This window comes from Rothia sp. HMSC065C03 (assembly GCF_001837295.1).
Taxonomy (GTDB): Bacteria; Actinomycetota; Actinomycetes; order Actinomycetales; family Micrococcaceae; genus Rothia.
Genome location: NZ_KV832006.1, coordinates 501,569 through 515,871 on the forward strand (window position 1 = coordinate 501,569; position 14,303 = coordinate 515,871).

Annotated in this window: 11 protein-coding genes; all 11 read right to left on the reverse strand. The window is 61.4% G+C overall.

Annotated elements, in window-relative coordinates:
• Positions 1–168: 168 nt before the first annotated feature.
• Positions 169–1,299, reverse strand: a complete 1,131-nt coding sequence (gene aroB / locus HMPREF2605_RS07700) for a 3-dehydroquinate synthase (RefSeq protein ID WP_070847742.1) — start codon at positions 1,297–1,299, stop codon at positions 169–171.
• A 25-nt stretch (positions 1,300–1,324) separates the two neighbouring features.
• On the reverse strand, positions 1,325–2,947 hold the full coding sequence (locus HMPREF2605_RS07705) for a shikimate kinase (protein WP_070847745.1): 1,623 nt from the start codon (positions 2,945–2,947) through the stop codon (positions 1,325–1,327).
• A complete protein-coding gene (aroC, locus tag HMPREF2605_RS07710; protein ID WP_005508730.1) occupies positions 2,947–4,164 on the reverse strand; it encodes a chorismate synthase in 1,218 nt (405 codons plus the stop codon). Before aroC ends, HMPREF2605_RS07705 begins: the two co-directional genes overlap by 1 nt.
• A gap of 119 nt (positions 4,165–4,283) precedes the next feature.
• A complete protein-coding gene (locus HMPREF2605_RS07715; RefSeq protein ID WP_070847748.1) occupies positions 4,284–5,219 on the reverse strand; it encodes a shikimate dehydrogenase in 936 nt (311 codons plus the stop codon).
• A 189-nt stretch (positions 5,220–5,408) separates the two neighbouring features.
• Positions 5,409–6,602 (reverse strand): endolytic transglycosylase MltG, encoded by a 1,194-nt coding sequence (gene mltG / locus HMPREF2605_RS07720; protein WP_070819592.1) that lies wholly within the window; start codon positions 6,600–6,602, stop codon positions 5,409–5,411.
• On the reverse strand, positions 6,599–7,162 hold the full coding sequence (gene ruvX / locus HMPREF2605_RS07725) for a Holliday junction resolvase RuvX (RefSeq protein ID WP_070543592.1): 564 nt from the start codon (positions 7,160–7,162) through the stop codon (positions 6,599–6,601). The genes mltG and ruvX overlap by 4 nt, the downstream gene beginning before the upstream one ends.
• 2 nt (positions 7,163–7,164) lie before the next feature.
• Complete coding sequence (gene alaS / locus HMPREF2605_RS07730) at positions 7,165–9,852, reverse strand: alanine--tRNA ligase (RefSeq protein ID WP_070847750.1); 2,688 nt, start codon at positions 9,850–9,852, stop codon at positions 7,165–7,167.
• A 132-nt stretch (positions 9,853–9,984) separates the two neighbouring features.
• The gene (locus HMPREF2605_RS07735) at positions 9,985–10,479 is read right to left on the reverse strand and encodes a hypothetical protein (protein WP_049341923.1); all 495 of its coding nucleotides are present in this window, start codon (positions 10,477–10,479) and stop codon (positions 9,985–9,987) included.
• Positions 10,479–10,916 (reverse strand): DUF948 domain-containing protein, encoded by a 438-nt coding sequence (locus tag HMPREF2605_RS07740; protein ID WP_049327226.1) that lies wholly within the window; start codon positions 10,914–10,916, stop codon positions 10,479–10,481. Before HMPREF2605_RS07740 ends, HMPREF2605_RS07735 begins: the two co-directional genes overlap by 1 nt.
• A 305-nt stretch (positions 10,917–11,221) precedes the next feature.
• Positions 11,222–11,854, reverse strand: coding sequence for a 30S ribosomal protein S4 (rpsD, locus tag HMPREF2605_RS07745; protein ID WP_005508739.1), 633 nt, complete (start codon positions 11,852–11,854; stop codon positions 11,222–11,224).
• Between the two features lie 726 nt (positions 11,855–12,580).
• Positions 12,581–14,170 (reverse strand): replication-associated recombination protein A, encoded by a 1,590-nt coding sequence (locus HMPREF2605_RS07750; RefSeq protein ID WP_070847753.1) that lies wholly within the window; start codon positions 14,168–14,170, stop codon positions 12,581–12,583.
• Between the last annotated feature and the right edge of the window lie 133 nt (positions 14,171–14,303).

The following is a 14,303-nucleotide window of genomic DNA, read 5'->3' on the forward strand; positions in this document are numbered from 1 at the left end:
GTTTTCAATGAGCAAAATTATGTCCCGTACATTCTACAGGATGTGCACGAATTTGCCTAGCAGGTGCGCCACAGTTTCTGTGGCACCCCACCCGGCTGGCGCATGCTGGCTGCCGTATGCTGGCGGTCGCGTGGCGTGTGCTTCCGGTGAATGTACGGGACTCATCACCTACTCGGAGATAATCTCCTGGTAGGTCATGTACAGGATCGAATCGTCCGGCACCTCGTAGACGCGCGGGCGAGCCAAACCGTCAAGAATGATGAAGCGCAGCAGGTTGCCGCGTGCCTTCTTGTCGCGGCGCATTGCTTCGAGCAGCTGGGGCCATGCGTCTGCCTTGTAGGAGGTGGGCAGGCCCAGGGATTCGAGGATGCGGCGGGTGCGTGCCACGAGTTCTTCGTCGGCGTGGCCGGTTGCTAGCGCCAGTTCGGCGGCGTAGACCATGCCGACGGACACTGCCGCGCCGTGACGCCACTGGTAACGCTCGTTACGCTCGATGGCGTGTGCGAGGGTGTGGCCGTAGTTCAGGATTTCGCGGCGGCCGGACTCGCGCAGGTCCTCGGAGACAACCTCCGCCTTCACGCGCACGCTGCGTTCAATGAGCTCACGCATCACGGCGGACTGCGAGTCGCGTACGGCGTTCGGGTTCGCCTCGATCAGGTCAAGGATTTCGGGGTCTGCGATGAAGCCGCACTTGACGACCTCACCCATGCCGGTCAGCAGCTCATGTTCAGGCAGGGTGCGCAGGGTGCCGATCTCGCAGAGCACCGCGGCGGGCGGCCAGAACGCGCCGACCAGGTTCTTACCTTCGGCGGTGTTGATGCCGGTCTTACCGCCCACGGCAGCGTCCACCATGCCGAGCAGGGTGGTCGGGATGTGAATAACGCGCACGCCGCGCAACCAAGTTGCCGCGACAAAGCCGGCAACGTCGGTAATGGCGCCGCCGCCAACGGAGATGACCGCGTCGGTGCGGGTGAAGTCGTTCTGACCGAGTACCTGCCAGCAGAACGCCGCCACCTGGTAGTGCTTTGCCTCTTCAGCGTCCGGAATTTCGGCGCTGAACGATTCGTAGCCCATGGCGCGCAGGTCTTCCATGACCAGCTCACCGGTGGAACGCAGGGCACGCGGGTGAATCACGAGCACCTTCTTGGTGCGGTTGCCCAGAATTTCGGGGATTTTACCGAGCAGGTTGTGGCCGATGAGAACCTCATAGTTCTCACGCGGGGAGCTGCCGGTCACCGGGATGCGGGTAATATCTTCCACGCCGGAGGCACCGAAAGTGGGGGTAGGCTGAGTGCTCATCATGTGTCCTTTCACAGGTGAGGGGTTAAGCTTGGGGACGCTGCGCGCGGGAGGCGCGGGTTGCGGTCACGTACGCCTGAATCTCGGCGGTCATCTCGGTGATGGGGCGGCCGCCTCGTGCGTCCAGGGTGAAGTGTGCCAGCTCTTCGTATCGGCTGCGGCGGCGCTCAAAAATTTCGGTCCACCGCTCGACCGGGTTCGGCTGCAGCAGCGGGCGGGTCTTGTTGCCGGTAATGCGCGGGGTGACGGTGTCAGCATCAACGAGGATGTACACCACGCATTCGTCCTTGAGCAGCTCCGCGACCGAGTCGGTCATGGGCGCGCCGCCGCCCAGGGAGAACACCGTGTTGCGGTACACGGGCGAGGTGAGGACCTCTTCGATGGTTTTGCGTTCGAGCTCGCGGAAGTACGCCTCACCGAAAATTTCGAAGATTTCGGAGACTTCGCCGTAGCGTTCCACGATGAGCTGGTCGGCGTCGAGGAACTCGTAGCCGTAGAAACGCGCCAGGTGCGTACCAATGTAGGTCTTACCTGCCGCCATGGGGCCGATGAGCACGATGGGTCGGGAGCGTTCCGCGAAGTTCTCGTGCATTTCACGCACCTGCTGCGGGTGGATGCGAGCGCCGCAGGCGGACTCGTCTTCTGCGAGCGCCTCTGCGGGGACAGCAAGCTCTGTGGGGACAGTGAGCTCTGCGGGTGCCACAGATTCAGCCGGGGTTGCGGGTAGCTCGGAAGCTTCGAGGGGCTTCTCCCCCGCCTGGTTCTCTTCTTCCGCGGGGGGCGCAGCGGGTACTGCGGGCGCGGCAACCTGGACCTTGCCAAACAGCGCCGGGGTCGGACGGACCGGCTTGGCGGGTTCAGCCGCGGGCACACCTACGGAAGTTTCGGGCACAGCTACGGGGGCTGCGGGCGTGACCGGTACAGGCTTGGGTTCAGCCTTCTGCACGGGAGCAGAAGCGCTCTCCCCCGCCGCCTCTGCAGGCTGAGCCTGCTTCGGAGGTGCCGGCTTGGGCGCGGCAGGCTTAGGCGCAGTCGGCTTGGGCGCAGCGACTACCGACGGCGCGGCCGGTTTTGGAGCTGCTGGCTTGGGCGCTTCCGCCTTCGCGGGTTCCTTGCGGGGTTCCTCTTCAGCGGTGCCCATACCCTGCAGGGCGCTGAGTAGCTTCAGGCGCAGGTCCTCGTCCAGGCCGAGCGCCGGGTCGGCGTCCTCAGACACCGAGGAGGCGTACAGGCGCACACCCTGCGTGCTCGCCGTAGCGGCGGCGGGCAGGGGGCGGGCGCCAGAACGCATCAGGTCAGCGGGGGTGGGAACGCGAGAAGCCGGGCGCGCAGAAGAAACTGACGCGGAAGAAACCGATGCGGTAGCCTCACGTGCAACAGTCTCACGAACCTCAGCGCCCGTAGCCTCAACAGCCTCAGCGCCCGCAGCCTCAACACTCTGCTCAGCCGCAGCAGGTACACCGGGTTCCGCGCTGGATTCTGCGCCGGGTTCCGGGCGCGGCGAAGCGCCCCCTCGCGCACGCTGCGTTGCCGCAGCAATACGCGCAAGGGGGCTCGAAGCGACCGGGCGAACACCCTGCTCCACAGAAACCTCCCCGGAACCGTGACCCTTCGTGTCGCGGCCCTCAGACTCCGCCGGAAGGGGCACTACGCGTCCCAACCAGCCACGTTAGACTCCCACGCCAGAGACGCCGGAATAGCGTCCAGGTAGGAATCCATGTTGCGGCGAGTCTCACCAATCGAGTCGCCACCAAACTTCTCCAGTGCAGCCTCAGCGAGCACCAGGGCGACCATAGCCTCCGCCACCACGCCGGCGGCGGGAACAGCACACACGTCCGAACGCTGGTGGTGGGCGCGAGCCTCTTCACCGGTGGAAGTGTCAATGGTCTTCAGAGCCTTCGGCACGGTCGCAATGGGCTTCATTGCCGCGCGCACACGCAGCAGGTCACCAATGCTCATGCCGCCCTCAATACCACCTGCACGGTTGGTATCGCGGGTAACGCCGTGCTCGCCAATGGAAATCTCGTCGTGAGCGGCAGTGCCCGGGCGGTCAGCGGTCGCGAAACCGTCGCCAACCTCAACGCCCTTAATCGCCTGAATACCCATCAGCGCTGCGGCAAGGCGCGCGTCCAGGCGGCGGTCCCAGTGCACGTACGAACCCAGTCCGGGAGGCATACCGTACGCGAGCACCTCAACCACGCCGCCGAGAGTCTCGCCGTCCTTGTGCGCCTCATCCACGCGCTGAACCATCGCGTCGGAGGTCGCCTTGTCGAAGCAGCGCAGCGGGTCAGCGTCCAGCTGATCAACGTTGCGAGGCGAAGGCACCGGGGCGCCCTCGGGAGCGTGCACGCCACCCACAGCCACGGTGTGAGAAACCAGCTCAACACCCAGAGCCTTCAAAATCTGTGCGGCAACCACGCCAAGAGCCACGCGGGTCGCAGTCTCACGTGCGGAGGCGCGCTCCAGCACCGGGCGAGCCTCAGAGAAGTTGTACTTCTGCATACCCGCAAAATCGGCGTGACCGGGGCGCGGACGGGTCAGCGCAGCATTACGCGCACGACCCTCAATCAGCTTCGGATCCACCGGATCGGAGCTCATCACGTCAGTCCACTTGGGCCACTCGGTGTTCGCAATCTCAATCGCGACCGGGCCGCCCTGAGTCAGGCCGTGACGCACACCGCCCAGGATGCGCACGCGGTCCTCCTCGAACTTCATGCGGGCACCGCGGCCGTAGCCAAGGCGGCGACGAGCCAGGGCGTCACGCACCATGTCGCTGGTGAGTTCCACACCGGCGGGTACGCCCTCAATAATGCCGACGAGCGCCTCGCCGTGGGATTCTCCGGCAGTGAGCCAACGCAGAGCCATAGGTTAACCTCTTTTCATCGCACCCGCACCGCAGCGCAGGAGGAAGGAATAATAATTCTTCACGTGTATAAATAGTGTATAAAATGCCCGTTTACTGAGCGAGTGAAAGCACGCTTTTTTCACGAAACGGAAGCACGAGGCGCAAGATCAACCGCCGCGCACATCGCATTGATTAGACCCAGCAGTTCGGCGGGCTGCAGTTCACGGCCGGTAAACAGCAGCACCTGCTCCACCGCCTGATACAGCAGCATCTCCAGGCCAGAAACCACCGTGCCGCCGTTAGCCTCCCAAGCGCTCGCCAGCACCGAAGGCCACGGGTTATACGCAACATCGAGCAGTACCGGCCGGTGCGTCGCGGAGGCGCCCTTCAGCCCGCTCAGCTGGCTCGCCCACTCATCCGCCGCATGCGCTGGAAGAGTAGACACCACCGGGTGATGACCGCGCTCCGCAAGATTCTGCGGCAAATCAGCCAGGGAAACCTGCTCCAGCTGAACGCCCAGGCGGTCCGCCGCCTCCTGCACGCTACCGAGCTTATGCAGCGAACGGGCGTACACGCTCACACGGGAATACCCCAGCTGATGCAGTGCGGTCAGGGCGGAAATAGCGGTCGCTCCCCCACCCACAATCGCGGCAGAATCCTTAAGCGGTTCCGGCTCCAAACCGGCGTGGCGCAGCGCGTTCACAATGCCGATCACGTCCGTGTTATCGCCCAGCACCTTCTCACCGCGCGGATACACCGTATTCACCGCACCGGTCACGCGGGCAGTCTCACTCAGCTCATCGCAATATTGAATGACCGCGGTCTTCAACGGCATCGTCACCGACAGACCCGCAATATACGGGGCGTCCTCCGTACCCTTCGGGTGACGCACGCCGCGCATAATCTCCGGCAAATCATCGGGCAGAGTATCGCGGCGATCATACTCAAGATTCGCCTCACCCAAAAAGTCATACGCCGCACGATGCAACGCAGGCGAGAGCGAATGCGCAATAGGGTGCCCCAGCACGTAGGCACGGCGATGATACGGGGCCTCGCGGTACGGTTCAGTCTTCATCGGCTCTCTTTCGCTCTCACGCTGGGGGTCGTTCTCAACGTTGGGTACAGGGACGGCCGCGGGGGCCACCTCCCATTTTAGCGGGTACAGCAAAGGCGGGCACCTCCCCCACTCTCGTGGAGGCGGTACCCGCCTCAGCAAGGAACCTTCAGTCCAAAGCTACCGAATCATAGCTACCGGCTAAACCGATTAGCTACAACGGTTCGGGTGCTTAGAACACCACTGGTTGTACTCTTCAACATAACGCTGGTGCTCAGCGTAAGTACGGGAGTACTTAGTCTCACCGGAGTCCAGGTCCACAGTCACCCAGTAGTAGTACGGGTTTTTCTCAGGAGCCGCGGCAGCCTTAATCGAAGCCAGCTGCGGGGAACCAATCGGACCCTTCGGAAGACCCTTATTCGCATAAGTGTTGTACTTATTGCTCTTATCGGCCTTCTGCTCTTCAGTCAGGTGGTACGAGCGGACACCCAGACCGTAGGTCACGGTCGCATCCGACTGAATCAGACCCGAGGTCTCACCATCGGGGTTGTTCAGGCGGTTCTCAATGATGCCTGCAACCGCCACGTAGTCCTTCGGCTGAGCCTCAAGCTCCACGATGGAGGCGATGGTCAGAACCTCAAAGATCTTCTGGTCGCCGCTCACGCCGGCTTCCTTCAGGTCAGCCTTGGTCTTATCAACCATGGTCTGGATGACCTTCTTGATGTCGGTGCCCTTCGGGAAGCGGTACTCACCCGGGTGCAGCCAACCCTCAATCGAGGGGAAGTTGCTCGGCACACCGTACTGGGTGTAGTTGCTGACCGCGTCCTCAACCTGCTTACGGGTGAACGCACCATCGGAGCCAGAAACAATCAGATCGATGGTCTCGCTCACGCGCTTACCCTGCGGAATCGCCAGGTACAGTACGTTGCTGTTCGCATCAATAATGGTCGTAATCGCGCTCGAGCTGCTCATGTGCTGCTGCAGTTCATAGGTGCCAGGCTGCAAGTACTTACCCTTGCTCTCCTTGGTGTACACCTCAATGAACTTATCAGCATCAGCAATAACGCCCGCCGCCTCAAGCTCCTGCGCCACCTGCGCGGTGGACTGGCCGGAACGAATCGTGAAGGTCACGGTCGTACCATTGCCGCCACCCGAGTAGTCACGAGTCTTGAACGGGTCGTAGCGAGTAATCAGGGCACCCGAAATGATGACCAGAGCCACGACAAACAAGGAAATAGCGCTCAGCATGATGGCGCGGCGGCGGCGCTTACGCGCACGCAACGTAGCCACCGACACGATTTCCTGTTCCATCGTGATGCCGGTGATGCCCTTACGTTCATCCTCGGCTGTCGGCCTAAAGAGGTCGAGCCCGCTCTCTTCGGGCTGTTTATTCTGTTCGGTCACTGAAGGTTCTCCGTTTCGTTGACGGCACCGACCGTAGTCCCTTCTGACTCGGACGGTCGGTTTTCTTCGTGGGCCGGATCGCTCACCTTGTACCCGGCTACGGACTGCCCCGCCTTGAGGGCATCCAGGCTGTACTGCAAAATGTTCACAGCCGCCACCTGGTCAACCATAGTCTTGAAATCTCGGCTGGAAACCCCAGCCTCGTGCAGTGCACGGTGAGCGCTCACGGTGGTGAGTCGCTCATCCACCAGCCAAATGTTAATGTGTGTTTTGTCTTCGGCATCCAGCTCGGAGCGCAGAGCCTGAGCGTACTCCCGAGCCATTTCCGTGGAGGGAGAATCCCCACCACGCATGGTCTTCGGAAGCCCGACGAAAACCTCCACCACCTCGTTCACCTCAATCAGCTTGCGCAAAACACGGCGGTCAGAGTTCTTCTTCGCGTCGCGGCGCAGCGTCTTGAGCGGGGTGGCGAGAATACCGTCGGGGTCGCTGAGGGCGGTGCCGACGCGGGCATTACCCACATCGACACCCATCCGCACTCCGCGCTGGAATTCTGCCATGTTTAGGCCTGAGCCTGTGCGATAGCGTCGCGGACAGCGTCCAGTGCAGCACCAATCTTGGATGCGTCCTGGCCACCACCCTGAGCGACGTCGTCCTTACCGCCGCCACCGCCGCCGAGAACACCGGCAGCGACGCGGACCAGAGCGCCAGCCTTCACGCCAGCCTCGCGAGCACCCTCATTGGTTGCCACCAGGACGACGGGGCGGCCATTAGCCACACCCACCACGGCGACAACAGCGGCCTCGGAGCCGAAGCGCGAACGCAGATCCAGAGCCAGGTCACGAACGCCGTTAGCGTCCAGTTCGCCAGCGTCATGCGCCAGAACGCGAACAGAACCGATGGTCTGTGCGTTCTCCAGCAGCTTGCCCGCCTCAGCCTGCAGCTTCTCGCGTCGCAGCTGAGCCAGTTCCTTCTCAGCAGCCTTCAGCTTGGCCAGAGTCTGGTTAATCTTCTCCGGCAGATCGGCGGAAGACTGAACCTTCATCAGGCCGGTCAGCTGGTTCACCAGGGTACGCTCAGCAGCCAGGTGGTTGAAGGAGTCCAGACCCACCAGAGCCTCAACACGGCGGTTACCGGAGCCAACAGAGCTCTCGGTCAGCAGGGTCAGCGAACCAATCTCAGCGGACGAACCAACGTGGGTACCACCGCACAGCTCGCGGGAGAACTCGCCGCCGATTTCAACAACACGCACCACGTCGCCGTACTTCTCACCGAAGAGGCTCATAGCGCCCAGAGCCTTAGCCTCAGCCAGCGGCATCTCACGGGTAATCACCTCGTGGTTATCGCGGATTGCGAGGTTAGCGACCTCTTCCACCTCACGCTTAGCGGACTCAGACAGGCCCTCGCCCCACGCGAAGTCGAAGCGCAGGTAGCCTTCCTTGTTGAAGGAGCCACGCTGAGTAGCCTCGTTGCCGAGCACCTGGTGCAGGGCAGCGTGAATGATGTGGGTACCGGAGTGTGCCTTCTCACCGTCGCGGCGGCGCTGAACATCAACCTGTGCCACAACATCGGCACCGGTGTGAACCTCGCCCTCACGCACAACGGCGCGGTGAACGCTCAGGCCCTTCACGGGCTGCTGAACGTCCTGAACGTCAATGACGAAGCCGTTGCCGGTAATGACACCGGTATCAGCTGCCTGGCCACCAGCCTCCGCGTAGAACGGAGTCTCATCCAGGACAACCTCAATCTTGTCGCCAGCCTTAGCGGCGGGAACCGACACGCCGTCCACCAGGATTGCGCGCAGCTTAGTCTCAGTACGCAGCTCGGTGTAACCGGTGAAGATGGAGCCACGCTCATCCACGAGCTTACGCAGCTCGGACAGGTCAGCAAACGCACCCTTCTTCGCCTTAGCGTCAGCCTGCGCACGGTGACGCTGCTCAGCCATCAACTCGCGGAAGGACTTTTCATCCACCTTCACGCCAGCCTCAGCAGCCATCTCCAGGGTAAGGTCAATCGGGAAGCCGTAGGTGTCGTGCAGAGCAAACGCCTCAGCACCAGAAACAGCGTTAGAGCCGTCCTTCTTAGCGGCAGCAACAGCCTCTTCCAGACGCTCAGTACCGGTCTCAATGGTGTGTAGGAACGCCTTCTCCTCAGCGTACGCAATACGGGAAATACGCTCGAAGTCGTCAGCAACGTATGGGAAAGCACCCTTCATCGCATCACGCGAAGCCGGGAACAGCACGGGCAGGCAGGGCTCAGTCACACCCAGCAGACGCATCGCACGAATCGCACGGCGCATCAGACGGCGCAGAATGTAGCCGCGACCCTCGTTCGAGGGGGTCACGCCGTCAGCAATCAGCATCAGCGAGGAACGGATGTGGTCAGCCACCACGCGCATACGCACGTCATCCTCGTAGCCCTCATCCTCAGCAGACTCAGAGCCGTGGTACTTCTTACCGGACAGCTCAGAAGCAGCATCCAGAACCGGGCGGACCTGGTCGGTCTCGTAGAAGTTCTCAACACCCTGCAGCAGCATGGCAAGACGCTCAACGCCCAGACCGGTATCGATGTTCTTCTTCGGCAGATCACCCAGAATCTCGAAGTCATCCTTACCGATGCCCTCGCCACGCTGGTACTGCATGAACACGAGGTTCCAAATCTCAATGTAACGGTCGTCGTCAGCCGCCGGGCCGCCTTCCTTACCGTACGCGGGGCCACGGTCGTAGAAGATCTCCGAGTCGGGGCCTGCGGGGCCGGGCTGACCGGTGGACCAGTAGTTTTCCTTCATGCCCATACGCTGAATACGCTCAGCCGGGAAGCCCACCTTGTTGTGCCAAATGTCGAAGGCCTCATCGTCACCCTCATAAATGGTGACCCACAGGCGCTCCGGATCCAGGCCGAAACCACCCTTATCCTGAGGGGTGGTCAGCAGCTCGTAAGCAAACGGAATCGCCTGCTCCTTGAAGTAATCACCGAACGAGAAGTTACCAGCCATCTGGAAGAAGGTACCGTGACGCGCAGTCTTACCGACCTCTTCAATGTCCAGGGTGCGGATGCACTTCTGCACGCTGGTCGCGCGGGAGAACGGAGGGGTCTCACGGCCCAGGAAGTAGGGAATGAACGGCACCATACCGGCGATGGTGAACATAGCGCCGGGCTCGTTCGAAATCAGCGATGCCGAAGGCACCACAGTATGGCCGCGGGAAGCGAAGAAATCGATCCAACGCTTAGAAATCTCCTGTGAGAGCATCTCGTTCCTTAGAGTAATCTGTGCGAAATTCTAAATTAGTCTACTGACCTATGGTGCCTGCCCGAGAGCAAAATGGCTAATCGAGCCACCCTCGTACCGTGGTTTACGGGCGAAAACACCATCTTTTAAAACCTAGTTGAAGAAGCCGTCACCGAGCTGACGGTCACGCGCAATACGCTGCTCACGCGCTCGCTTCTGAGCCTCTTCCAAGGAGGCGATCTCAGCCTCCACCTCAATGAGTTCACGCTCAGCCAGACGGCGGTTCGTGGACTCAATCTCAGCCGAGCTCATCTGACGGTCCCACGTATCCAGGGAGCCAGGACGCAGATCCTGCTTCTGGCGCTCCACCTTAGCATTGAGCTCCATCTCCTTCTCCTGCATGCCCTCACGCACGCGGGCGGCGAACTCAACAGCACGCAACGCATACGGCTGCAGGGGCTTGCCAATCGGCGAATCGAAGAACTTTCCCATCTGAGACTCCGGGTTGAGGGCAAGCTCACCGTGCTCACGCATGAGCAGGGCGCTGCCGGGGGTACGCTGAGCAGGTTCAGAGGCGGAACGCCTGGAAGCGAAGTAACCAACCGCCGCGCCGGCGCCGAGCAGAAGAGCTGAACGAAGCAGACCCATTAGTTCTCACCGCCTGCAGAGTAAGAGGACTGTGCCGAACCGTACTGGCCGCCAGTGCTACCAGTGTTGGCGGTGCCGTGTGCATCGCCGGACTTACCGCCGCGGAATGCCTGACGCACACCGTACGAGAAGGAGGCAACCTTAATCAGCGGCTGACCCACAGTCGAGGTCACCAGCGAGGACAGTGCAGAAACGTTAGCGGACGCATCCGAAACGTTCGAGGTGATGTCGTCAACCTTCTCCAGCTGCTCATTGGTGGTCACCACAGTGCGGGTCACCTCTTCGATGAGGGGACCGGTGCTCTGGTTCAGCGAACGAATCGTCACGATAAGCTCATCAAACACCTTGGTCAGGCGAATAATGGGTAGCGCAAGCAGAGCCACCAGAATCGCAAAAACTCCTGCTGCAATCAGGCCCGCAATATCTCCGCCGGTCATCTATAACCCCATTCCGCTCAATGCATGATGCTTATCAATAGTCGTACAAGGCTGAACGCCACCGTGGCGCGCAGCCGGATTGTGCGTACAGTTCAGGACTGTATACACAGCTCAATCCCCTATTTTAGTCGAAAAATCCTTCAAGCGCCCCCTAAACTCTCATGAAACTCCCAGCGACGGAAGATTCACAGGTTCCGCAGCGCCACAGCCCTGTAGTGTATAAGCCCCAAAAACCCGCGCGTTAAACGGGAACAACCCGCCCCCACCGAACGGTGCAGGACGGGTTGCTTCTCGAAAAATCGAGATTATGCCAGACGCGAGTAGTACTCAACGACCAGCTGCTCGTCGCAGATCACGGGGATCTCTTCGCGCTTGGGCTTGCGCTCAAGCTTTGCGTGCAGCTTCTCGATCTCAACGTTCAGGTATGCGGGAACCTCGGGCAGAACTGCCTGGTTCTCACCTGCAGCCGCAGCCTGGAAGGGGGTGGTCTTCTCAGCCTTGGGGTGAACGTGGATCAGCTGGCCGGGCTTGACGTGGAACGAGGGGCGGTCCACGCGAACGCCGTCAACCATGATGTGACGGTGAACAACCATCTGACGTGCCTGTGCAATGGTGCGGGCGAAGCCTGCACGCAGAACCAGAGCGTCGAGGCGGGTCTCGAGCAGCTCGACCATGTTCTTACCGGTCTGGCCCTCGGTACGCTTTGCCTCGAGGTATGCGCGGCGCATCTGTGCCTCGCGGATGTTGTACTGAGCGCGCAGACGCTGCTTTTCCTTCAGCTGGGTAGCGTAGTTGGAGTCAGCCTTCTTGCGGGCACGGCCGTGCTGGCCGGGGCCGTAAGGACGACGCTCGAGGTACTTTTCTGCCTTCGGGGTCAGTGCAATGCCCAGGGCACGGGACTGACGCACGGTACGGCGGGTGCGGTTGTGCTTAGCCACAATCTACCTTTCTATGTGAGGCTCCTGCACCCTTGCGGGTGGGGCCTCGGTCTGTTGAATACTGGCCTCCTCGGTTGACCCCGCCGGAGTCCGTACGCGACCGGTTCGGTCGTTGCTGTACGGCGGTGGGGCGGAGAGCTCGGGGCAGAGTACCCCGCAGCTACATTACTGACGCCCGCACAAATGCGGGCATAGTAATTGCCAGACCCGTCAAGCTTACCGGATGCGCCCGGGCTTTACCAGCCTTTTGGGAAATCTTTGGTTTAAATCACTGTGCGTGTGGGTTTTTAATACTTACCCACACGACCCCACAGGAATCATTTATGCCCGTCAGAGCTATTTAGGTGCGACTTCCCCGAAAAATTGCGGCGCTAAGATGTTGGATTGTAATCATTTCGTTATTTTTAACCTGTGTCTTTATGGGAATAGCTTGAATCAGACCCCCATATCGCCTAGACTAGAAACCATAACAAGCTTGGCGTCCGCCCTTCCGGGAAGGCCGACAGCCAAGACGTCTATCACAACTCAAAACTCTGACGCGGTGCGCAGTACTACCGAGGTACTACGCACCGCTTTCTGTTTACCCTCTTTTAGGCGGGGCGGGTAAACTGCCCGGCGAGCCCTCACGCGCGGCTAGTTTGGTGGCTAGCTTGCATGATGAATCCGCGCGCGGGCTGGTTTGGGCGATGAATCTGCGCGGCTGGTTTGGGGGATGAGCCAGCGCGGCTAGTTGCCGCCGTCAAGAATCCTGCGGATACGCTCACGACGCTCCGTCAACGTACGCTCAAAACCATGCTGAGTCGGCTCATAGTAGACCGTGCCGCGCAGGGTATTCGGCAGGTACTGTTGAGCCGCCACATGACCCGGCGCATCATGCGCATAAATGTAGCCGTCGCCGTGACCACACTGCTTAGCCCCCGCATAGTGGGCGTCACGCAGATGCACCGGAACCTGACCCGACGCGCCCGCACGCACATCCGCAATCGCGCGGTTAATCGCGTTATATGCGGCATTCGACTTCGGCGCGAGCGCACAATAAATCACCGCCTGCGACAGGATAATACGAGCCTCCGGCATGCCCACCAGCGCCACCGACTGCGCCGCAGCCGTCGCCACCTGCAACGCCTGCGGATCAGCCAAACCAATGTCCTCGCTCGCCAAAATCATGATGCGGCGAGCCACGAAACGCGGATCCTCGCCGCCCTCCAACATGCGCGCCAGATAGTGCACCGCGGCGTCCGCGTCAGAGCCGCGCATGGACTTAATGAACGCGCTCACCACGTCATAATGCTGGTCACCCGAACGGTCGTAACGAATCGCGGCGCGGTCCACCGCCTCCGTAGCATGCGCCAAGGTGATGCGGACAGGGGCGGCGGGTTCCAGGGACTTCTCCCCCGCCGGGTCTGCTGAGCGCACTGAATCCTCGGACGAGTTGGCGGTATCGGGGTCAGCGAGGTCAGCCTCTTCAGAGGTGGGTTCTGCTACATCAGTTTCTGCGGGGCTGGTTTCTGCTGTGGTATTTCCCGCAGCTTCAGCCTCACTAAACGCAATCGCAGCCGCCGCCTCCAGGGAGGTCAGGGAGCGGCGAGCGTCGCCTCCGGAAACCGCCGCGAGGTGGGCGCGCGCATCCGCATCAATGACCGCCGCACCACCAAAACCGCGCGGATCAGCCAGCGCACGATCAATCAGATGCTCAATATCGGACTGCTCCAGCGAATGAACCCGCAACAGCAGCGAGCGCGAGAGCAGCGGCGAAATAATGCTGAACGACGGGTTCTCCGTCGTAGCCGCCACCAGAATCACCCAGCGGTTCTCCACGCCGGGCAGGAGCGCATCCTGCTGAGCCTTCGTGAAACGGTGAATCTCATCCAGGAATAGCACGGTGGTCGTGCCGTACATGTCGCGGTCGAGCAGCGCCTGATCCATGACCGCGCGAACGTCCTTCACGCCCGCGGTAATCGCCGAAAGTTCCACGAACTTGCGACCCGGCGCGCGCGCAATCACATGCGCCAGGGTGGTCTTACCCGTACCCGGCGGGCCGTACAGAATCACCGAGGAGGGACCAGCCGGGCCGGCGTTTTCCCCCGCCAACACGCGCAAAGGCGCACCCGGAGTCAGCAGATGCTCCTGGCCGAGAACCTCATCAATAGTGCGCGGACGCATACGCACAGCCAGGGGTGCGCGGGACGCCGAACGGGCCGAGCGCGCACGCGGCGCAGAGGCGCGCGAGGAGGTGGGCTCCTCGGCGGGCGCGCCAATCAGGCTCACGCGGTCCCCGTCATCGGGCAGCTCAAGATCAAAGAGGGAATCAGCCATAGTCTTACTCTATCGTTTCGCAGGCTTGAGGTGGGCGCGGAGTATGGACTTACGGGTGCGGATTTAGCTCGCGGCGTGACGCCACACGGGTTTTCGATGGGGTTTCGATAGGTTAGTGTCTTCGCCGTGGGTT

What these genes read in the sequence shown, in the direction of transcription:
- HMPREF2605_RS07750 (WP_070847753.1), bottom strand. Translation starts at nt 14,170, where the DNA reads ATGGCTGATTCCCTCTTTGATCTTGAGCTGCCCGATGACGGGGACCGC.
- alaS (WP_070847750.1), bottom strand. Translation starts at nt 9,852, where the DNA reads ATGCTCTCACAGGAGATTTCTAAGCGTTGGATCGATTTCTTCGCTTCC.
- aroC (WP_005508730.1), bottom strand. Translation starts at nt 4,164, where the DNA reads ATGGCTCTGCGTTGGCTCACTGCCGGAGAATCCCACGGCGAGGCGCTC.
- HMPREF2605_RS07735 (WP_049341923.1), bottom strand. Translation starts at nt 10,479, where the DNA reads ATGGGTCTGCTTCGTTCAGCTCTTCTGCTCGGCGCCGGCGCGGCGGTT.
- ruvX (WP_070543592.1), bottom strand. Translation starts at nt 7,162, where the DNA reads ATGGCAGAATTCCAGCGCGGAGTGCGGATGGGTGTCGATGTGGGTAAT.
- HMPREF2605_RS07740 (WP_049327226.1), bottom strand. Translation starts at nt 10,916, where the DNA reads ATGACCGGCGGAGATATTGCGGGCCTGATTGCAGCAGGAGTTTTTGCG.
- aroB (WP_070847742.1), bottom strand. Translation starts at nt 1,299, where the DNA reads ATGAGCACTCAGCCTACCCCCACTTTCGGTGCCTCCGGCGTGGAAGAT.
- HMPREF2605_RS07715 (WP_070847748.1), bottom strand. Translation starts at nt 5,219, where the DNA reads ATGAAGACTGAACCGTACCGCGAGGCCCCGTATCATCGCCGTGCCTAC.